General features: G+C 63.9%; 19 protein-coding genes. 7 read left to right on the forward strand and 12 right to left on the reverse strand.

All coding sequences use genetic code 11. From position 1 onward, the window contains the following. Window positions 1–38 precede the first annotated feature (38 nt). A complete protein-coding gene (locus AB0J29_RS22965) occupies window positions 39–203 on the forward strand; it encodes a hypothetical protein (RefSeq protein WP_364789654.1) in 165 nt (54 codons plus the stop codon). Between the two features lie 485 nt (window positions 204–688). Here the strand turns inward: AB0J29_RS22965 and AB0J29_RS22970 are convergent, their stop codons facing one another. The 3 genes from AB0J29_RS22970 to AB0J29_RS22980 are packed head-to-tail and all read right to left on the reverse strand — an operon-like array spanning window position 689 to window position 2,780. Next, complete coding sequence (locus AB0J29_RS22970) at window positions 689–1,198, reverse strand: hypothetical protein (protein WP_364789657.1); 510 nt, start codon at window positions 1,196–1,198, stop codon at window positions 689–691. A 35-nt stretch (window positions 1,199–1,233) separates the two neighbouring features. Next, window positions 1,234–2,466 (reverse strand): hypothetical protein, encoded by a 1,233-nt coding sequence (locus AB0J29_RS22975; RefSeq protein ID WP_364789660.1) that lies wholly within the window; start codon window positions 2,464–2,466, stop codon window positions 1,234–1,236. Further along, a complete protein-coding gene (locus tag AB0J29_RS22980; RefSeq protein WP_364789663.1) occupies window positions 2,463–2,780 on the reverse strand; it encodes a hypothetical protein in 318 nt (105 codons plus the stop codon). The genes AB0J29_RS22975 and AB0J29_RS22980 overlap by 4 nt, the downstream gene beginning before the upstream one ends. 91 nt (window positions 2,781–2,871) lie before the next feature. Here AB0J29_RS22980 and AB0J29_RS22985 point away from each other — a divergent pair, with 91 nt between their 5' ends. Continuing rightward, window positions 2,872–3,297 carry a YbaB/EbfC family nucleoid-associated protein gene (locus tag AB0J29_RS22985; RefSeq protein ID WP_364789666.1) on the forward strand — a complete coding sequence of 142 codons (426 nt, stop codon included), beginning with the start codon at window positions 2,872–2,874 and terminating at the stop codon, window positions 3,295–3,297. A gap of 151 nt (window positions 3,298–3,448) precedes the next feature. Here AB0J29_RS22985 and AB0J29_RS22990 read toward each other — a convergent pair whose 3' ends face one another. The 4 genes from AB0J29_RS22990 to infC form a co-directional block, all read right to left on the reverse strand. Beyond that, entirely contained in the window at window positions 3,449–4,246 is a 798-nt protein-coding gene (locus AB0J29_RS22990; protein ID WP_364789669.1) for an RNA methyltransferase, read from the reverse strand. 37 nt (window positions 4,247–4,283) lie between these two features. Beyond that, window positions 4,284–4,664 carry a 50S ribosomal protein L20 gene (gene rplT, locus AB0J29_RS22995; protein ID WP_364504236.1) on the reverse strand — a complete coding sequence of 127 codons (381 nt, stop codon included), beginning with the start codon at window positions 4,662–4,664 and terminating at the stop codon, window positions 4,284–4,286. 127 nt (window positions 4,665–4,791) lie between these two features. After that, window positions 4,792–4,986, reverse strand: coding sequence for a 50S ribosomal protein L35 (gene rpmI / locus AB0J29_RS23000; RefSeq protein ID WP_040689021.1), 195 nt, complete (start codon window positions 4,984–4,986; stop codon window positions 4,792–4,794). 60 nt (window positions 4,987–5,046) lie between these two features. After that, window positions 5,047–5,733: a translation initiation factor IF-3 gene (infC, locus tag AB0J29_RS23005; protein WP_364789855.1), complete on the reverse strand. Its 687-nt coding sequence runs from the start codon at window positions 5,731–5,733 to the stop codon at window positions 5,047–5,049. Window positions 5,734–6,070: 337 nt separating this feature from the next. Between infC and AB0J29_RS23010 the strand changes: the two genes are divergently transcribed. Then, the gene (locus AB0J29_RS23010; protein WP_364789672.1) at window positions 6,071–6,424 is read left to right on the forward strand and encodes a DUF1844 domain-containing protein; all 354 of its coding nucleotides are present in this window, start codon (window positions 6,071–6,073) and stop codon (window positions 6,422–6,424) included. Window positions 6,425–6,578: 154 nt separating this feature from the next. Here AB0J29_RS23010 and AB0J29_RS23015 read toward each other — a convergent pair whose 3' ends face one another. Beyond that, window positions 6,579–7,934 carry a cytochrome P450 gene (locus AB0J29_RS23015; RefSeq protein ID WP_364789675.1) on the reverse strand — a complete coding sequence of 452 codons (1,356 nt, stop codon included), beginning with the start codon at window positions 7,932–7,934 and terminating at the stop codon, window positions 6,579–6,581. A gap of 417 nt (window positions 7,935–8,351) precedes the next feature. On the opposite strand from AB0J29_RS23015, the gene AB0J29_RS23020 reads away from it, so the two are divergent. The 3 genes from AB0J29_RS23020 to AB0J29_RS23030 all read left to right on the forward strand — a co-directional run bounded on the left by AB0J29_RS23020 (window position 8,352) and on the right by AB0J29_RS23030 (window position 11,337). Beyond that, a complete protein-coding gene (locus AB0J29_RS23020; protein ID WP_364789679.1) occupies window positions 8,352–8,972 on the forward strand; it encodes a TetR family transcriptional regulator in 621 nt (206 codons plus the stop codon). A 47-nt stretch (window positions 8,973–9,019) separates the two neighbouring features. After that, window positions 9,020–10,561, forward strand: coding sequence for an FAD-dependent monooxygenase (locus AB0J29_RS23025; protein WP_364789682.1), 1,542 nt, complete (start codon window positions 9,020–9,022; stop codon window positions 10,559–10,561). Window positions 10,562–10,725: 164 nt separating this feature from the next. After that, window positions 10,726–11,337, forward strand: a complete 612-nt coding sequence (locus AB0J29_RS23030; protein ID WP_364789685.1) for an alpha/beta hydrolase — start codon at window positions 10,726–10,728, stop codon at window positions 11,335–11,337. Window positions 11,338–11,575: 238 nt separating this feature from the next. Here AB0J29_RS23030 and uvrA read toward each other — a convergent pair whose 3' ends face one another. The 3 genes from uvrA to AB0J29_RS23045 form a co-directional block, all read right to left on the reverse strand. Continuing rightward, the gene (uvrA, locus tag AB0J29_RS23035; RefSeq protein WP_364789688.1) at window positions 11,576–14,611 is read right to left on the reverse strand and encodes an excinuclease ABC subunit UvrA; all 3,036 of its coding nucleotides are present in this window, start codon (window positions 14,609–14,611) and stop codon (window positions 11,576–11,578) included. 116 nt (window positions 14,612–14,727) lie between these two features. After that, the gene (locus AB0J29_RS23040) at window positions 14,728–16,824 is read right to left on the reverse strand and encodes a glycogen debranching N-terminal domain-containing protein (RefSeq protein ID WP_364789691.1); all 2,097 of its coding nucleotides are present in this window, start codon (window positions 16,822–16,824) and stop codon (window positions 14,728–14,730) included. Next, window positions 16,821–17,051, reverse strand: coding sequence for a hypothetical protein (locus AB0J29_RS23045; protein WP_364789694.1), 231 nt, complete (start codon window positions 17,049–17,051; stop codon window positions 16,821–16,823). Before AB0J29_RS23045 ends, AB0J29_RS23040 begins: the two co-directional genes overlap by 4 nt. Window positions 17,052–17,625: 574 nt before the next feature. On the opposite strand from AB0J29_RS23045, the gene AB0J29_RS23050 reads away from it, so the two are divergent. Beyond that, complete coding sequence (locus tag AB0J29_RS23050; RefSeq protein WP_364789697.1) at window positions 17,626–18,258, forward strand: response regulator transcription factor; 633 nt, start codon at window positions 17,626–17,628, stop codon at window positions 18,256–18,258. On the opposite strand, the gene AB0J29_RS23055 is transcribed toward AB0J29_RS23050, so the two are convergent. Then, entirely contained in the window at window positions 18,255–19,043 is a 789-nt protein-coding gene (locus AB0J29_RS23055; protein WP_364789700.1) for a sigma 54 modulation/S30EA ribosomal C-terminal domain-containing protein, read from the reverse strand. The genes AB0J29_RS23050 and AB0J29_RS23055 overlap by 4 nt on opposite strands. Between the last annotated feature and the right edge of the window lie 124 nt (window positions 19,044–19,167).

Genomic DNA, 19,167 nt, shown 5'->3' on the forward strand with positions numbered 1-19,167 from the left:
AACCTAGTTCGGGTGAGGCGCTGTCGGAGTCACGGTAGATGGGACCACCGACAGGCAACGGAAATTCCATTGTCGTTCAGCTCCACCCGGCACTGCTCGGCAGTCCTGACAGCGACGCACTGCGCCCAGTCTCCTCGGATATCACCGGATGTCGGCAGTTCTCCGCAGCGGCGGCCGCACCGGTCGGCGCCGCTCGCCGGTGAGCCGTTCGTCCACACAGTCGTTTGCATTGCACCGGTGGCCGCGATCGATCCGCTTTGCGCGGACCAGGATTCGGCATCGAGGTATAGGCGGTCGCCTCGGGTGTCGAAACACCAATTCGTACGGATGCTCGAATGGTTCATTCTCTAGGTTGGTAGCCAGGTCACCCCATTCGAAGCTCCTGAATTCGGTCGAATATTCCCTTTTTGTTTCATCGAATGCGCCCTCTTTAATGTTGGCGCACCCAATCGAATTTCCGAAAACGTCTGCCCGCTCCCGAGACTTGCTTGTTTCCCATCGAAAAACATCCCAAGCATCCGTGACAGCCGGATGGTAGCTATTAAATATAGTATTGAGGATCTCACCGGACACTGAGATCCATCAAGCTCGACAGCCGGAACAGGGACACGCCTGGCCTGGACCATGTGGTCACAATCAGCGTCGAGTTCGCCCAGTCACTACGCGGCCCACCCTCATTGCGTCAACCCTATTTTGGAAACTCTTCGATTTCAACGGTCCAATAGGTGTCGTTTTCCGTTTTTCCCGGCAATCTTTCCTGCACGGCTTTCACCTCGGACTCAGGTGTTGCGTACTTATAAACGGAGTACCGCGGGTTGCGGTCACTGTATGCGTATACGACCTTGTCATTGTGGACAAACACCTGTATGACCGAATCGGACGCGAAAGGCAGTCCCCACCAGCCCAAGCCCTCCGTCCCGAGACGATCGTTGATACTTTCCGCGGTAGCGGATCGAAAACTGTACATGCGATCCCACGGACCTACCGGAATCCCGGATTCGATGATGATGTCCCCGAGTCGCGCAGTGCCCCGGGAGTTCCGAACACGTTCGAATGCGTCCGCCAGAGCTGGACTCTCCTGTTCGACGATGACTTTTTCGTCGGAGGACGACAGATCGCACCCGGCGGGCAGGAGCAGGATCGCCGCCAGCCCGAGCGTAGAGAGCAGACGCATACCGAGGGTCAGATTACTCCGCATGAATTCCTAACTGAGCTAGATCATTTGGGTGACAGTCATTTCTCTGCCACCGGGGCGCCCGGCAAGCGGCTGTCCGGCCTCTTGTCGAAGGCTGCAGAGTTCACGGCCTCGCCGATTTTTACTTGGTTGGTCCAGTTCAGTTGACCGTCCTTGTCGATCAATACGGTGTCGCCTCGCAAGACAGCTTCTTTGACGACATCGGTTAGGTCGTGCCCAAAGGGACTGTACCCACTTTTTGTCGGATTCTCGACAGCAAGCCGACGCCCAACCTCGTTGTTGTAGAGGTCCATCGCCTCGCGCACCGACCGGTTGTCGTCTCGCATCTCGTGCTTCGAGGTGTATTCCTTGGTCCAATCCTCGCCGAATTCCCGAGTCAACAGAGCATTCCAGTAGACATGGCGGAACGCGTCGGTGTGGTTGTCCTGGTCATTCATAACAGGCTTGCCTTCGGGATCCAACATCTGTATCGGAGGGAATGCCTTATAGGCTTCCTCTTGGGCTTTCTCCGAAATCTGTTTGAATTGCCACTGTTCCCAAAGGCTCAGATTGTTCAGCATTTCCGCCTCCGCAGCGGTGATCTGCTTGGGCTCGATGTCGATCGTTCGCAGGGACCACTTCTTCCACTGCGCAATCTTGTCGGCGTCAGGCCACATCACGTAGCGCTTGTCGCCATCATCGACCTGGTACGAGGTCACGATGCTTTCGAGGTCGCTGCCCAGCGGCACCGGAACTTCAGCGAACAACTTCTCGATTGCTTCCCGGGCAGATCCCGCGGCATCGCCGGCCTCCCGGAGACACTTCTTGATCTTGTCCTCATACTGTTTGGCGACACGCGTCGCCACCATCCTGACGAGCATCTGGTTGCCGATGTCGTTTTCCTTGGCAATCCATGCGAGGACATCTTCGGAGAAGCTGACCGCACCGTCGTCGGCGACGGTGAACCGCGCGGCCTCGGCATCCTGAATCGCGTTGACCGCAGCGGATTTGGCGAAACTGAGCGAGGCGATGATCTGCGACGTGGATTGCTGAGCGTTGTCGAAGGCCGAAACGACCTTCGACAAAGACGATTTAGCTTCGTCGCCCTTCCATCGCATCGAGTCTCCGGCGCCTCCGCGCCAGAAACCCGGGGAATCCGCGAGCTGCTCGGAGACGACGGCGCGCTGCTCGGTGATCTGCTGTGCGTCCTGGCCCCATTCCCCGACTTGGGAGGTCAACGCATCGAAGGTCCAGCTGCGGATTTGAGTCTTCGTCGGCGGTACCCAGCTCATCGCGGACCGGGCTCCAGCGATTCGGACAACTCCGCGATTCGTTGCGCCTGCTCTTGTTGCTGCCTGTTGTACTCAGCGATGCAGATTCCCGCTGAGTCGTTGATCTCCTTCAGCTGAACGTTTACACCGCGGACGCTGAGCTCGGCCCGCGCACCGGCCTTCATGAAGGCGTGCCCGAGCCCAGAGCCGGGCAGCGCATTCTCGATAGCCCACATGAAACTCGTCGCTTTCACGGCAGCAAGTGCGTCATGCGCCGTGTTCAACACGGCGACCATGCGCTCGAGCGAAACCTGATCCACATACAGATCGGACACCCGAGACCCCCTCAATGTAACTCTCGCCCCACGAAATGTGTTGCTACGATAGCACGTTCGTACCAGCCACGATGGGGAGCGTGTAGTCCAGATGTACTCGAACAGCGGTGATATCGACCCGATCACCAATCAGATGGACGCCGTACAACGCGCCCTGATGACCGACCGGTCCACCGCATCGCGCTACGGGGTTGCTGTCGACGTGCTCGCGGACGGAACGCTCCAAGCGGTTCGAATCGACGAGAGCGTCACACCTTTCGGAGCCGCACTGGGCAACCTGATCATCGAGCTCGTGCATGAGGCCCTTGACCAGGCTCGCGGGAACGTGCGTGAGCGTCTCGCCGAACTCAGTGCAGACCCGCGCATGGCAGCAGCAGTCGAGACCCTCGAGCTGGCCGCGGAACGCCGGTACCCGGTCCCATCCGAGCCTACGGCGAGGCACGAACCGTCCGACGACGAGCTCACCGAAGAAGAATTGATCGAGCAGAATCAGCGACGCAACCAGTCGTACTGGTAGGAGCTCGAACCACCTCTGAACGCCTACGGCGGAGGATGACTCGGAGAGGCAGAATTGGGGCTGGCCCGACTGCGACCTGTGTTCGCCGGGTACGCCGACGTGGTCCGGCGAGTAGCGGACTGCCACTTCCCCCTGTCGGTTCGCGCCCGGCCTATTTCGTGTGCTGAACCCGCGCGCTCGCATACAGACAGATAGCCGATGCGGCCGCGAGGTTGAGACTCTCGGCGCGGCCGTGGATCGGGATACGCACCCGGTGGTCGGCCCGCGCGGCGACCGACGGATCCAGGCCGTGCGCCTCATTGCCGAACAGCCAGGCCACCGGACCGGCCAGTAGTTCGTCGGCGTCGTCCAGATCGACCTCGCCCGTGGCAGCGGTGGCGAGCACCGTAATGCCCGCTGCCGCAACGGCGTCGAGCACCACGCCGATATCGCGGTGCCGCGCGATCGGCACGTGGAACAGGCTGCCTGCACTGGCGCGGACGCATTTGCCATTGTGTGGATCGACCGTATCCCCCGCCAGCACAACGCCATTCGCGCCGACCGCGTCGGCGACCCGAATCAGGGTGCCCGCATTGCCCGGTTCGGCGATCTCCACCGGGACGGCGAGCAGTGTCGGCTGCTCGGCCAGTACGTCCGCCAACGGAATGTCGATCTGGTCGCACACCGCGACAAGCCCTGGCGCGGTGACGGTTTCACCCAGGTGTTCGGCGGCACGCTCGCTCACCAATGTGGTGCGCACACCCGCGGCGGCGGCCCCGGCGATCAGCTGATGCTCTCGCGTTGCGGCGTGCATCGAATAGAACAGCTCGCGGACCCGACCGGTTTCCAACGCCGCCGCAACGGAATTCGCGCCCTCGGCCAAGAACTGCCCGGCCTTGCGGCGCTGCGCGGCGCGCTGGAGCTTGACAGCGGAAACGACCCGCGGATTGCGCTCGGAAAGCGCGTCCACGGGTCGTTCCGAATGCTGTGTCGTCACGCAGGCCGAATCAGGCGGCCGGGGCGTTGACGTCTTGCGGAAGGGCGGCCTTGGCGACGGCGACCAGACCGGCGAACGCCTCGGCGTCGGACACGGCGAGCTCGGCGAGGATCTTGCGGTCCACCTCGACGCCGGCGGCCTTCAGGCCCTGGATGAAGCGGTTGTAGGTGATGTCGTTCAGGCGCGCCGCGGCGTTGATGCGGGCGATCCAGAGCTTGCGGAAGTCACCTTTGCGCGCCCGGCGGTCCCGGTAGGCGTAGGCGAGCGAGTGCAGCTGCTGTTCCTTGGCCTTGCGGTACAGCCGCGAGCGCTGGCCGCGGTAGCCCTTGGATGCCTCGAGAACGGAACGGCGCTTCTTCTGCGCGTTGACGGCCCTTTTGACGCGTGCCATGGGTCAGTCCTTTTAGATCTAGGGGGCGCATGCGTGGCGGCCCCGGAATTGGTCGGTGGTCGGCGTCCGGAATCCCGGTCGCGCGGATGCTGCCTTACGAGCGACCGATCAGCGGTCGCCAGCGGTCTCAGAGACCGAGTAGGCGCTTGACGCGAGGGACGTCAACGGACGCGACGGCCTCCGTGCCGTCCAGACGACGAGTCCGGCGGGTGGACTTGTGCTCGAGCAGGTGGCGACGGTTCGCCTGCTGACGCAGCAGCTTGCCACGGCCCGAAACCTTGAATCGCTTCGAGGCGCCGCTGTGGCTCTTCATCTTCGGCATGGATTCCTCTATCTGTCTCGTACCGGTGGTCCTCGCCGGACCACCGGTTTCTCATCGGTGTTACTGCGGGTCAGCCGGCGCGACCTGTTCGGCGGCCGGTGCGTCCGCGGTCGGTGCGGGAGCAGCAGGCGCTTCGGTGGCGGTGGGACGCGGTGCCCGCGAATCCTCCTGCGCCTTCACCCGCGTCTTCGCACCCTTATGTGGCGCGAGGACCATGGTCATATTGCGACCGTCCTGCTTTGCGGAGGTCTCGACGAAACCCAATTCGGCGACGTCGGAGGCCAGACGCTGCAGCAGCCGGAAGCCCAATTCAGGGCGCGACTGCTCACGACCACGGAACATGATCGTCACCTTGACCTTCGAACCGGCCTCGAGGAAGCGGACAACGTTGCGCTTCTTGGTCTCGTAGTCGTGGTCGTCGATCTTGGGACGGAGCTTCTGCTCCTTGATAACGGTCTGCACCTGGTTCTTACGAGACTCGCGCGCCTTCTGCGCCGTCTCGTATTTGAACTTGCCGTAGTCCATGATCTTGCAGACCGGTGGACGGGCATCCGGCGCGACCTCGACCAAGTCGAGATCCGCCTCGAGGGCGACGCGTAGTGCATCTTCAACACGCACGATCCCAACCTGTTCACCACCCGGTCCGATGAGTCGGACCTCGGGAACGCGGATGCGATCGTTGATGCGGGTCTCAGTGCTGATGGGGCCTCCTAGGTCAAGCGGTGTCGTCAGACGACCGCACGCAATAACGGCAACCCCTTTCCAACACAAAGGCCCCGGTGCGGTATTCCGCCACGGGGCCCGAGTCGACCGGCCTTCGACCACGAGCAGGCTCGTGTCGATCTTGTCCGTGATGATCCCCGCGAGGATCCTCTGCACAAGAAACCCACCCTGGAAAGGCGGGGACCGGACCGTTTGACCAATACGATCGCTCGTTGGCAACGGTGGGAGTCGGGCTCCACTTATCAGCCCCGAGCAAGCCCGGGGCGGTCGTCAGCGGAAAGTCTAACATTGCCGCTCGCTATCGCCGAATCGCCCCGCCCCGGCGACCGCGCCCGCGCACCACGATGTCATCCTCGTGCGTATGAGTGACGAGGCAGTATCCGACGCGACCGACCTCCGCGAGTTGGCCGATATCCCCGCGGTCGAGATCATCAGCCGCGCCGCGATGATGCTGATGAGCGCGGCGGCGGAGAAGCTCGGACTCGCCGACGAGGATCCGGACAACAGTCCACGCCGCGACCTGGACGAGGCACGTCGCCTGATCACCGCGCTCGCGGGGCTGGTCACCTCATCCATCGAATACTTCGGCCCGCATGCGGGTCCGTATCGCGACGGTCTGAAGTCGTTGCAGCTCGCCTTCCGCGAGTCCTCGGCGCATCCGGACGAGCCGGGCAAGGGTCCGGGCGAGAAGTACACCGGCCCGGTCTACGCCTAGGGCTCCGTCCTGTAATTCGTTATGGCCCGGACCGGTACCGGCTGTTGGGTGCGGGGGTGCGGGGGTGCAGTTGTCCGGGAGCACGAGGTCGAAGGCGATCGCCCGCGCCGCGGGGATCGCCACAATCGAACGCGTGGCAGGCGGGACCCGCGTGCTATCCCCGTTCGGTCAGGGACGCGATCAGCGGGAACTTGGTGCTGAGGGTGATCGCCGTAGCCGGAGTGGGGTCCGGCTTCTCGATGGTCAACTCGAACCGCCGCGTGATGGTCGACAGCGCGAGTTGCATTTCCATCATCGCGAACGCGTTGCCGATGCAGAGGTGTCCACCTGCGCCGAAGGGCAGGTAGATGTTCCGGTCACGAGCGGCGACCGCGTCGGCCGCGAAGCGGTCCGGGTCGAAAATGTCCGGCCGATCCCAAACCTCGGGGTTGCGGTGTGCGTGGTAGTAACTGAACATCACCGGGGTGCCTGCCGGGATGAGGTGGCCCCCGATCTCATCGTCCTCGCGGGCGCGGCGTTGTCCCATCCAGACCGGCGGCATCAGCCGCAACACCTCCTCTATCACCTGCTTGTTGTACGCCAACGCGGGCAGGTCGGTCATGGTGGCGTGACCGGCGGACAACGAGGTGTCGACGTTGTCGCGCAGTCGCTCACGCACCTCTGGATGCAGTTGCAGGAGCAGAATGGCCGATGTCAGAGCCGAGGCGCTGGTTTCGTGACCGGCGAAGAGCATGGTGACGACCTCGTCACGCAACTCTTTGTCGGTGAAGTTCTCGCCGGTCTCGGCGTCGGTGGCGTTCATGAGCATGGCCAGCAATCCACCGTTGTCGTTGTCGCGTAGCTGGTCGATCACCGAATAGACGATGGCATCCATCTCGCCGATCGCCCGCCAGAAGCGGCGGTGGCTCGGAGTCGGAAACTGCAAGGGGATCAACGGCATCCGGATGAACTTTCCCAGTTCGTCGTTCACCCGCTGTGTCGCGCTGGAGAAACCGGTCACCTCCGGTCCGTGCGGATCCATCCCGAACAGAGCTCGCACCACAACCCGCAATGCGAGGTGGCTCATCTGCTCGCCGACATCGATCGTTCGGCCGGCGCGAGCGTGCTCTGCCCATTCGTCGCACATGGCGTCGATCTCGGCCACCATGATCTCGCTGAGCGCATTGATCTTCTTGTGATGAAATGCGGGTTGCAAGAGGCGCCGGTTACGTCGCCACTTGTCGTGGTCGGCGATTGTCGCCAGCCCGCGGCCTGCGAACGGCTCCAGGATGTCGTACATCTCGGTCTCGCGGGTGAAGTTCACCATACGTTCCTGCAGTATGTACTTGATGTGGTGCGGATGCGTAACGCCGATCATGCCCCCGTTGATCAGCTGGAATCGAAACACGTCACCGTGCTCGGACCTGGCGTCGGAAAGGAACGTAATCGGGTCGGTGAGAAAGCGTTTCGTGTTGCGAAGGCGTCCGGTGACGATCGGGGGCAAGTCACGGACACTGGTTGAGATAGACATCACGGCGCAAGTAAAACCGACAGCGGGAACTTTGCCACGGTTGGCGACAAGGCGTACTCACACCCCTCGACACGACGGGCGCTTCGGCGGCGGCGAATCGGTTCGTCAGCCCCGAACACAGCGACCAGATCACCGCACCCAAGGCCACAGGCCCATCCGGTGGTCGCCCCCACACGCGTTCGACCACGAAACCTACCAGCGACGCGACGTTGTCCAGCGATGCTTCAACAGACTCAGACAATTCCGCGACCTGGCCCCCGCTACGCCATACGCGCCGCCTACTACCCGGCCGAACTCACCATCGCCGCCATCATCCGATGGCTCCGATGACATACAGAACAGAGCCTAGTAAGCCGACTAAACTTTGCCCGACAGGAAATATTGCCCGGCGGGCAAGTTTTGCCGTACCCTGGTGTCATGCCAGATGAGCAAGTCCTCAGCCTTCGGGAGCGCAAGAAGCTCGACACCCGCAAGGCGCTCAGCGATGCGACGCTCGAGCTGGCATTCGAACGCGGACTGGCCAATATCACCAGAGAGGACATCGCGGCCCGCGCGGGCGTGTCGGTCCGGACCTTCAACAACTATTTCACCGGCAAGTACGAGGCGCTGGCCTACCGGCAGACCGAGCGGATCCAGCGCAGTCTGATCGCGCTGCGGAACCGGCCCGCGGACGAGCCACTGTGGACCGCGATCACCGCGGCGGTCCTCGAACCACTTGAAGTCGACGGCGCCGGGGACCACCCGCCGACGCCGCGGCAACAGCTGGCCATTCGCGAATTTCTCGAAGCGCCCGAGATCCGGACCGCGGTATCCAAGGCCATCTCCGACCACTGGGTCGAGGTGATCGCGACACGCACCGGAACCGATCCGGTCCGCGATCTCTATCCCCATCTCGTGGTCGGCGCGATCGGCGCGATTTATCGAGCCGCCACCGAGATCCACATCCGCGCGGATCCGCCGGCACTGCTCACCACATTGCTACGACAAGCCATCGATGAGGTCGCCGCGGGGCTCCCCGCGCCCGCGGTCGACGACTGATTCACCGCACACTGCCCTGATCACCCGCGACAAGAGGTGTATTTGTCATGCCCGAAAACTCTTTCGATGTAGTCATTTCCGGTGCAGGACCGAACGGGCTCATGCTCGCCTGCGAACTCGCATTGGCCGGCGTACGTCCGATCATGCTGGAGAAGCTGCGCGAGCCCAGTGCCGAGCCGAAAGCGAACGGCCTTGTCGGTCAAGTGATCCGGCTACTGGATATGCGCGGCCTGTACCACGAATTCGGCGGTGCGCCCGGCGCTCCCCAGCCTCTGCCCGGCTTTATATTCAGTGGGCTGCCGGTATCTTTCAAGGGGCTGGCGGCCAATCCGATGTATGCGCTGTCGCTTCCTCAGCCGAAACTGGTTCGGCTGCTGGAGAAACGAGCAGGCGAACTCGGTATCGAAATCCGTTGGGGTCATGAACTGACCGAGCTGGTTCAGCAGGACGGAGCGGTGACCGTCACTGTGACGGGTCCCGATGGGGTCTACGACCTGACCACCAGATATTTGGTCGGTGCCGATGGCGGTAAGAGCGTCGTCCGCAAACGCACCGGAATCGACTTCCCCGGAACCACGTCTACATCGGAGCTGGTCCGGATGGCACATGTGAGCCTGCCGACAGAATTGCGCACCGAAGACGGCGGCATCTCGATTCCCGGCCGCGGCCGACTTTCCTTCGGGCACAACCGAGTCGAACGGGGCATGTTCATCTTCGCCGAGCTCGACCCCGGTCGACCACTGGTCGCCACCATGGAATTCGACGGCGATCCGGTGCCCGCCGACACCCCGATGACGCTCGACGAACTGCGCGCGAGTCTGCGGCGGGTACTCGGTGTCGACCTGCCGATTGCGCCGCCGCCCGGACCGGGACCACACGCCTTGCGCCGGATCGAGGGCCAGAACACCCGGCTGGCCGAACGCTATCGGGACGGAAATGTTTTCCTGCTCGGCGATGCCGCACATGTGCATTCGGCAATGGGCGGGCCCGGACTAAACCTGGGTTTGCAGGATGCGGCCAATCTCGGCTGGAAGCTCGCCGCACAGATAAACGGTTGGGCGCCAGCGGAACTGCTGGATACCTATCACTCCGAGCGGTACCCGGTCGGCGAGCGAGTGATGATGCAGTCACTGAGCCAACACGCCCTGATGGCGCCCGGCGATGATGTCACCGCGCTGCGCCAGCTGTTCGGTGAGCTGCTCGCAGTACCGGAGAACGCGGAACATATCGCGCACCTCATGGCGGGATCGGATATCCGGTACGACACCGGCGATCCGCACCCGCTGTCCGGGCGCATGGTTCCGGATCTGACGCTCGAAACCGCCGAAGGCCGCGTCCGTATCGCCGATCTGCTGCACTCGGCGCGCCCCCTGCTGGTCCAGTTGACCGACAACGCCGATTTCGCCGATATCGCGAGCGGCTGGGCCGACCGGGTCGATACGGTCATCGCAACAAGTCCGGACGCTCCCGCCGACGCGCTACTCATCCGGCCGGACGGATATGTGGCCTGGGCAAGCGAGACCGGTGACGATGCGGACCGCCTGCGGGATGCGTTGTCGCGGTGGTTCGGCGCGGCCCGGAACTTCTGACAGCGGTGCCGAGGCATGAGCAGTGCTATCACAGAACAATTTCGCCGGGCCGATCTCAGTTCAACTTATGATCAATGAAATGCTTTGTGCGCGTCGATATCTCGGTGACCGGGCAAACTGCTGGGGAACTAACTTTCGCGGGCTCGGCATGCGATGCTCGCGGAATGGCACGGATACTTCTGGTTCCCGGATTCTGGCTCGGCGCGTGGGCGTGGGACGACGTCGCGGCCGATCTGCGCGCCCGGGGTGACGATGCGTTGGCACTGACCCTGCCCGGACTCGATCCAGCCGATGACGACCGGCTGGATGCGACGCTGGAAATGCAGGCCCAGGCAATCCTCGACGAGATCGCCTCGGATGAAACGGTGGTGGTCGTCGCGCACTCCGCCGGCGCGGCGCCCACCTATCTCGCCACCGATATCGCTCCGCTGCCGGATTGGGACCAGTTGGAGGCCGACGGCAATAGCCTCGCCGGACTGGACGAGGTATCCCTCGCCCGATTCCGCGAGCGTGCCGTCTCCGAACCCACCGGAATCGCCGCCGCTCCCCTGCGGTTGAGCGATTCCCCGGCGCGCCTTGCCATCCCGACGACAGTGATCTGCAACAGCATTACCGCAGACATGGTCGAACAACTCCGCGACGCGGGTCAGGAACCGCTGTTCGCCGAGTTGGCCGAGATCGACGCCGAATATATCGATCTGCCCACCGGCCATTGGCCGATGTGGTCGAGATATAAGGAATTAGCCGAGCTGATCCACACCATCGCGAACCGCTGAGGCACCCGACAGCCGAAAGTGACTGGCGCGGTCTTTCACCCGACTCGGTCAGGCGCGCCACATTTGCCTCGCAGTGGCCCGGCCGCAACGGTTACCGCGCAGAAGCGCCGGGCGCTGGAGACTTTGTCGTCGGTCGGTAACGAACGTTGACGGCCGAAGTGGGATCACCTTCGCCGACCCGATACAGGCGGATCGGCACACCGCCCGGATGATGTGCCGAGCCAAAAGGCGCGGGAGATCAACGCAGCGCGGCGGCCTTTCGTGCGGCGCGCTTTGCGGCGGCGGGGTTGGGTGCCGGAATCTTTGTCGCTGTCGCCTTTGCTGTCGACGAGTTGTTCGCCGCTGCCTTGGTTGCGGCCTTCTTGGCGGGAGCTTTCTTCGCCGCCTTCTTGGCGGGCGCCTTCGGGTCGGTCGCGGCGGGCAGTGCCAGGACTTCCTGCAAGAACTGGCCGGTGTAGCTGGGCGCAACTTCGGCAACATCCTCCGGAGTGCCCTCGGCGACCACCGTGCCGCCGCCGGAGCCCCCCTCGGGACCCATATCGATCACCCAGTCGGAGGTCTTGATGACATCCAGGTTGTGCTCGATGACGATGACCGTATTGCCCTTGTCCACCAGGCCGTTGATGACCAGCAGCAGCTTACGGATGTCCTCGAAGTGCAGGCCGGTGGTCGGCTCGTCCAGGATATAGACGGTTCGTCCGGTGGAGCGCTTCTGCAGTTCGGCCGCCAGTTTGACGCGCTGTGCCTCACCGCCGGACAGGGTCGGCGCACTCTGGCCGAGTCGCACATAGCCCAGGCCGACATCGACCAGGGTCTTGAGGTAGCGGTGAATCGAGGTGACCGGCTCGAAGAACACCGCGGCCTCCTCGATCGGCATATCGAGCACCTCGGCAATGGTCTTGCCTTTGTAGTGCACCTCGAGGGTCTCCCGGTTGTACCGGGCACCGTGGCAGACCTCGCACGGGACATACACATCCGGCAGGAAGTTCATCTCGATCTTCAATGTGCCGTCACCCGAGCATGCCTCGCAGCGGCCGCCCTTGACATTGAAGGAGAATCGGCCCGGCTGATAGCCGCGCACCTTCGCCTCGGTCGTTGCTGCGAACAGCGTCCGGATCTTGTCGAATACGCCGGTATAGGTGGCCGGATTCGAGCGTGGTGTCCGGCCGATCGGCGACTGATCCACCTGCACGAGCTTGTCCAGATGATCGAGGCCGTTGATCCGGGTGTGCCGGCCCGGCACCTGCCGCGCACCGTTCAGCTTGTTCGCCAGCACGGTCGCCAGAATGTCGTTGACCAGCGTCGACTTACCGGAACCGGAGACACCGGTGACCGCGGTGAGCACGCCGAGCGGGAAGGCAACGTCGATATTGCGCAGGTTGTGTTCGTTCGCACCGACCACGGTCAGCTGGCGCTTCCTGCTGACCGGTCGCCGCACCATCGGCACCTCGATGCGCTCGCGGCCCGAAAGGTAGGCGCCGGTCAGCGATTTCGGGTCGGTGAGCAGTTCGTGATACGGACCGCTGTGCACGACTTCACCGCCATGCTCACCGGCCAGCGGACCGATATCGACTACCCAGTCCGAGGCCCGAATGGTGTCCTCGTCGTGTTCGACCACAATCAGCGTATTACCCAGGTTCCGCAGTCGCGTGAGGGTTTCGATGAGCCGTCGGTTGTCGCGCTGGTGCAGACCGATCGACGGTTCGTCGAGCACGTACAGCACCCCGACCAGTCCGGATCCGATCTGGGTCGCAAGCCGGATGCGCTGTGCCTCACCACCGGACAGCGTCGCCGCGGCCCGCGACAGGCTCAGATACTCCAGTCCGACATCCAACAGGAAGCCGAGCCGCGCCTGCACTTCCTTGAGCACCTGCCCGGCGATGGCGGTCTCCCGCTCCCCCAGGGTCAAGGCATTCAGGAATGCCGAGCAATCACCGATCGACAATTCGCTCACATCGGCGATGGACTTCTGCTCACCGCCCGAAGCAATGGTGACGGCCAGAATTTCCGGACGCAGCCGAGCCCCGTTGCATACCGGGCACGGCACATCGCGCATATACCCGTCGTAATGCTCCTTCATCTGCTCGGATTCGGTGCTCTCCATGCGCCGCTGTAGGAACGGCATGACGCCCTCGAAATCGGCGTAGTACGAACGCTTCCGGCCGTACCGGTTGGTGTAGGAGACGTGCACCTGATCCGAACTGCCCTCCAGCACCGCCTTGCGTGCCTTCGGCGGCAGGTCCTGCCACGGCGTATCCATGGAGAATCCGATGGCTTCGGCCAGACCCGATAGCAGCCGGGTGAAGTATTCGGCGGTCTGTCCGCGCGACCACGGTGCGATCGCGCCCTCGGCCAGGCTCAATTCGGGATCGGGCACCACCAGATCCGGATCGACCTCCTTGCGGATGCCGAGACCGGTGCAGTCCGGGCACGCGCCGTAGGGCGAGTTGAACGAGAACGAGCGCGGTTCGAGATCCTCGATATCGAGCGGGTGACCGTTGGGGCAGGCCAGGCGTTCGGAGAAGCGGCGCTCCCGATCGTGGGCGTGCTCGTCGCGGTCGACGAAGTCCAGTACCACGATGCCGTCGGCCAACCGCAGTGCGGTCTCGATCGAATCGGTAAGGCGCTGTTTGGAACTCGGCTTCACCTGGAGCCGGTCCACCACGACCTCGACGTCGTGCTTCTCCTGCTTCTTCAGCTTCGGCGGATCGGTGAGCGGATACACCACGCCGTCGACCCGGACGCGCGAGTAGCCCTGGGTGTTCAACTGGTCGAACAGATCGACGAATTCCCCCTTGCGGGTGCGCACCACCGGCGCGAGCACCTGGAATTTGATGCCCTCCTCCATGGCGAGCACCTGGTCCACAATCTGCTGCGGAGTCTGCTTGGCGATCAGCTCACCGCAGACCGGGCAGTGCGGGGTGCCGGCCCGCGCATACAACAGACGCAGGTAGTCGTAGACCTCGGTGATGGTGCCGACCGTCGACCGGGGGTTGCGGTTGGTCGACTTCTGATCGATCGACACCGCGGGCGAAAGTCCCTCGATGAAGTCGACGTCCGGCTTGTCCATCTGTCCGAGGAACTGGCGCGCGTAGGCCGACAACGATTCGACATACCGGCGCTGCCCCTCGGCGAAGATCGTGTCGAAGGCAAGGCTGGATTTGCCCGAACCGGATAGACCGGTGAACACGATGAGACTGTCGCGGGGCAGATCGAGATCGATGCTCTTGAGATTGTGCTCGCGAGCTCCGCGCACAGTGAGGCGTTCCGCCACCAGGTGGTCCCTTCTCGATCGTGTCGGTCCAACAGACGTGATACCCCCAGCGCCATGCTAGGCCGACCCACCGACAAGTTTCGTCGCGCGCCGGGTTCCTCGGTCATCGGTCCAGGTCAGGAGTCGGATCGACGCAGATTTCCAGCCAGTCCGCTGAGTTGCCAGCCCGCACTGTCCACGGTGACGGTGAGCACATCCGACCCCACCCGGACCCCGCTCACCCGCAGTGGCAGGTACCGCTGCGACACCGCGGGCGCGACCGACGCCGACCCGCTGCCCGGCTCCAATCGCAACATACTTCGCATGAAAAGCAGCGGCGCCGCCGACGCCCACGCCTGTGGTGAGCACGAGGTCGGATACGGCACCGGGGCGTCGAATTCCGCGCGATCGAAACCGCTGAACAGCTCGGGCAGTCGATACCCGAAGCGAGTCGACGCGTCGAGCATTCCATCGATCACGCGGTTGGCATGTTCGGTGAAGCCGTAGCGCATCAGTCCGGCGGCGCAGATCGCGTTGTCGTGCGGCCACACCGATCCGTTGTGATAGCTGACCGGGTTATAGGCACCCATGTCGGTGGCCAAGGTGCGGATCCCCCATCCGCTGAACATCTGCGGTGACAGCAGGTGATCCGCGACCGACCGCGCCTTGTCCGCATCGATGATCCCGGTCCACAGACAGTGCCCGATATTCGAGGTCAGCGCGTCGATCGGGCGCTTGTCCCCAGCCAAACCGATGGCGTACCAACCGCGCTCGGGCAACCAGAACGCCTTATTGAACGCTTCCTTCAACGCCGCCGCCTTGGCACGGAACCGATCCGCGGTCGGGTGATCGCCCACATCGGCCGCGAGCGCCGCCCGCGCCACATACGCCGCGTACACATATCCCTGCACCTCGGCCAGCGCGATCGGCGCCTCGGGCAGCGTGCCGTCGGCGAAATTCACCCCGTCCCAGGAGTCCTTCCACCCCTGGTTCGCCAAGCCGTGTTCGGATGCGCGCTGATACTCGACGAATCCGTCGCCGTCCGCATCGCCGAAGTGCTCGATCCACTCCAGCGCCCGATCCGCATGCGGCAGCAGTTCGTCCCTGGTCTCGGCATCCAGACCCCACCGATGCAACTCACCGAGCAGCATCACGAACAACGGTGTGGCATCGGCGGTCCCGTAGTACACGGTGTCACCGCCCAGCAGCAGCGTCGCGGCCCGCCCGAACCGCACCTCGTGCGGGATCCGGCCGGGCTGCTCCTCGGTCACGGCGCGAACCTCGGTGCCCTGTAAGCCCGCCAGACTCTGCAGCGTGCCGATGGCCAGTCGCCGGTCCAGCGGCAACACCATCCACGAGGTGAGCAGCGAGTCCCGCCCGAACAGCGCCATGAACCACGGCGCGCCCGCGGCGACCACCGCCCGCTCCGGATGACGTGGGTCGAAGATCCGCAGCGCGCCGAGATCGACGACGGCGCGCCGCAACACCGCGGCGAGCGTCTGGTCGTCGGTGTGCACCGACGGCGAATTCTCGTACCATTCGCGCATCCGCAGTGCGGGCGCGCTGTACGAGATCGGATTTCCACACAGATGCCGCGGCGTTACCACCGATCCGAGCGTCGGCTGGTACTGAATGCAGACCGACCATTCCCCGCGCCCGGGCAGCTCGACCTGCCACCGCAGTTCGCGGTCCACCGCGGTCGCCTCAGCGGCGGTGACCGTCACAGCCAGCGGCAGATCAGTCCGGCTGATCTCGACCGTGCCCGCCGTCGACCTGCTCTTGGTGACCACCACGCTGTCGCCGATCCGCCCCTCCTTCACCTCGAACAGATCGGCGAAGTCGGCATCGAGCTCCAGTACGACGGCACAGCTGATCGCCGCACCGGAGAGATTGCGCACGGTCACGTCTTCGCGCATGCCATCGCCGACATGTCGCGCGACGGTCACCAGTGCCGTGCTGTCGGCACGTCCGGGCCGCGGCGGCGTCCTGGCCAGCAGCGTCGCGCTGTAGGGCTCGGTGTGCTGGACAGTGAGCGGTTGCGGCGCCAACCCGTCGACGGTCAGCCGCCACCGTGACAGCACCCTGGTATCGCGCACGAACAATCCCTCGGCGCGATTCGGGCTGATGACACCGCCGTCCTCGCTGATGCAGAAGGTCGAGCCCTCGACCAGCGTCACCCCGGCGACCGGTCGTGGCGCCACAGGATCGGCGCCGTCACCCCAGGGGCTCGTCAAGCGACCGGTGTGGGCGCCGTGGCCCGGCTCGTCCGTACATCGGCATGCCGCATCAGCGGTACCCGAGGCGCCCACAGCGCCTCGCGCGGTTCGGAGTCGTCGAGTCCCATCGGTGGACGCACCCGCTCAGTGTAGTAGCGCCACGCCTCCGGTTCGCGGCTCTTGGTGATCATCACCAGTTTTCGGTGCGCCGGCCCGGCCACCTGGATTGCGTTCTCCGCATTCATCCGGCCGACCATGACGAGGCGGTCATCGCCACCCGGCCCGAATCGGTGTGCGGCACGATCAGCCGACGTTCATGGATACGTCCACTCTTCTTCGGGTTCCGGCTCCGTAGCGATAACGGAGATCTCCCGAATGGCGCGGCCGTGCGCGAACCGCCATTGCACGCCGCATGCGCGGCACCGGAACAGGGTATCCCGGTGGTCGACGAAGGTACCGATGGCGTGCGAGCCACAATCGGGACAGCTCTGCGGTTGACCGAAAACATTTCCGAAATCGAGTGTCGCCGAATATGTCATTGTCCGAGATAACTGTGCATGGGGCCCTCCAAGGCCACGCTGCCGATAGACCTCTTTGAATGACTTCGGCCTCAGCATACCTGGAACCCCGATTCGCACAATGCCGTTCGAATGGTCGGTTTTTCTCGGCGTTTCGATAGTGCTCGCCGGTAAATTCGAGTCGATATTTCTCGAAATTTTCGTTTCCGATATACCGGCGCGACCCGCCGAGGGCTACCTTGTCAGGTAGGACCCACACGCCGGGGACGCACGAGATCCTCTGCACCGCACAGGAGGTCGCGTGATCACAGTGTTCCTCGTCGACGACCACGAGATCGTCCGCCGCGGCCTCGTCGACCTGCTGGAGAGCGATCCGGAACTCACCGTGATCGGCCAGGCCGGCGACGTCGCCGACGCCATGGCGGGCATCCACGCGATGCGACCCGATGTCGCCGTACTGGACGTCCGACTACCCGACGGGAACGGCATCGAACTGTGCCGCGACCTACTCGCCGAAATCGACGATCTGCATTGTCTCATCCTGACGTCGTACACCGATGAGCACGCCATGTTGGACGCGATATTGGCGGGCGCGAGCGGGTATGTCATCAAGAACATCAAGGGCCTGGAATTGGCCGCGGCGATCAAACAGATCGGCGCGGGCCGTTCGCTATTGGATAACCGCGCGGCGGACGCACTCAAGGCCCGGCTACATTCCGGTACCGAAAACGACGGACCGCTGGCCAACCTCACCGAACAAGAGCGCCGACTACTCGCATTGCTCGGCGAAGGATTGACCAATCGACAGATCGCGGCCCGAATGTTCCTGGCCGAGAAGACTGTCAAGAATTACGTTTCCCGGCTCCTGGCCAAACTCGGTGTGGAACGACGCACCCAGGCCGCGGTGCTGGCCTCCAAACTGCGTGAGGACTAGCGGATTTCGGCCGGAACAACGATGGTGAGATCGCCATCGTAGCGGCGATACAGCAGTCGGCCGCGGCCGCTGTCGGCATCGGTGAAGAACAGGAACGGCAGTCCCTTGCGGCACAATCGGGACACCGCCGCCTCCTCGCCGAGGGTCGGTGCCGGATACGAATCCATCAGCAGAGGTAGGGAATTCACGGTGAGCGGCCGATCCGCCGGAGCCCGCGGCGCCTGCATCGTGCGCTGCCTGGTCAGCCGGACACCGAGCGGATCCGTCCAGCTCACCAGGGCATCCTCACCAGTTTCGGCATCGCTGAACAGGTATGCGTCGTAATCCATTGCATCCATTACCGCCGTCGCCTCGGCGGGCGTGCCGGTGAGCAACGCGCAGTGCTTGCGCCGCATGATCGGGCGCGGCTCGGTGACCCTGGCCAGGGGCGGACGCGCCGGATCGGGCCACTCACGTGACTGTTTGGTCGCCAGCCGCGCGATCTGCCGGTCCAGCCGCTCCACCGCGAAGGTCACCGCGAAGCCGCGTGGACCGGTGACCTGCACCCGGGTCGGGGTGTCGTGTACGCGAATGTTGGCCTGCACCAACGTAGGTTCGTCCGAATCCACCGGCGCGGTCACCCGCACGCGTGCCGCCCCGTCGAGGTGGTGCCGGCGCAGCACGCGGCCGATCCCCCGCACCGCCCTGGTCACATCCGCGGGCGGCACCGCACCCCGGGTTGTCACGGCCAGTTCGGGATCGGTGGCGGTGGCCCACAGCTCCGAAGAGCGCAACGGCGAATTCATAGGACATCCCTACTTCCTATTCCCGGTGTGCGACCATGCCATCACCGCTACGCCACCGCGAACAGGGCCGAAAGTCCTCGAATCGACCAACTAGACTGGCGTAGGCGCTATTACGCGCCTGCCA

The sequence above is a fragment of the Nocardia sp. NPDC049707 genome, from assembly GCF_040674855.1.
Lineage (GTDB): Bacteria > Actinomycetota > Actinomycetes > Mycobacteriales > Mycobacteriaceae > Nocardia.

Bases quoted from the DNA above. Each gene is read 5' to 3' on its own strand.
- AB0J29_RS23055 (WP_364789700.1), bottom strand. From the start codon at position 19,043: ATGAATTCGCCGTTGCGCTCTTCGGAGCTGTGGGCCACCGCCACCGAT.
- AB0J29_RS22985 (WP_364789666.1), top strand. From the start codon at position 2,872: ATGTACTCGAACAGCGGTGATATCGACCCGATCACCAATCAGATGGAC.
- rplT (WP_364504236.1), bottom strand. From the start codon at position 4,664: ATGGCACGCGTCAAAAGGGCCGTCAACGCGCAGAAGAAGCGCCGTTCC.
- AB0J29_RS22970 (WP_364789657.1), bottom strand. From the start codon at position 1,198: ATGCGGAGTAATCTGACCCTCGGTATGCGTCTGCTCTCTACGCTCGGG.
- AB0J29_RS23010 (WP_364789672.1), top strand. From the start codon at position 6,071: ATGAGTGACGAGGCAGTATCCGACGCGACCGACCTCCGCGAGTTGGCC.
- AB0J29_RS23030 (WP_364789685.1), top strand. From the start codon at position 10,726: ATGGCACGGATACTTCTGGTTCCCGGATTCTGGCTCGGCGCGTGGGCG.
- rpmI (WP_040689021.1), bottom strand. From the start codon at position 4,986: ATGCCGAAGATGAAGAGCCACAGCGGCGCCTCGAAGCGATTCAAGGTT.
- AB0J29_RS22975 (WP_364789660.1), bottom strand. From the start codon at position 2,466: ATGAGCTGGGTACCGCCGACGAAGACTCAAATCCGCAGCTGGACCTTC.
- AB0J29_RS23020 (WP_364789679.1), top strand. From the start codon at position 8,352: ATGCCAGATGAGCAAGTCCTCAGCCTTCGGGAGCGCAAGAAGCTCGAC.
- AB0J29_RS23025 (WP_364789682.1), top strand. From the start codon at position 9,020: ATGCCCGAAAACTCTTTCGATGTAGTCATTTCCGGTGCAGGACCGAAC.
- AB0J29_RS23045 (WP_364789694.1), bottom strand. From the start codon at position 17,051: ATGAATGCGGAGAACGCAATCCAGGTGGCCGGGCCGGCGCACCGAAAA.
- AB0J29_RS23015 (WP_364789675.1), bottom strand. From the start codon at position 7,934: ATGTCTATCTCAACCAGTGTCCGTGACTTGCCCCCGATCGTCACCGGA.
- AB0J29_RS22965 (WP_364789654.1), top strand. From the start codon at position 39: ATGGGACCACCGACAGGCAACGGAAATTCCATTGTCGTTCAGCTCCAC.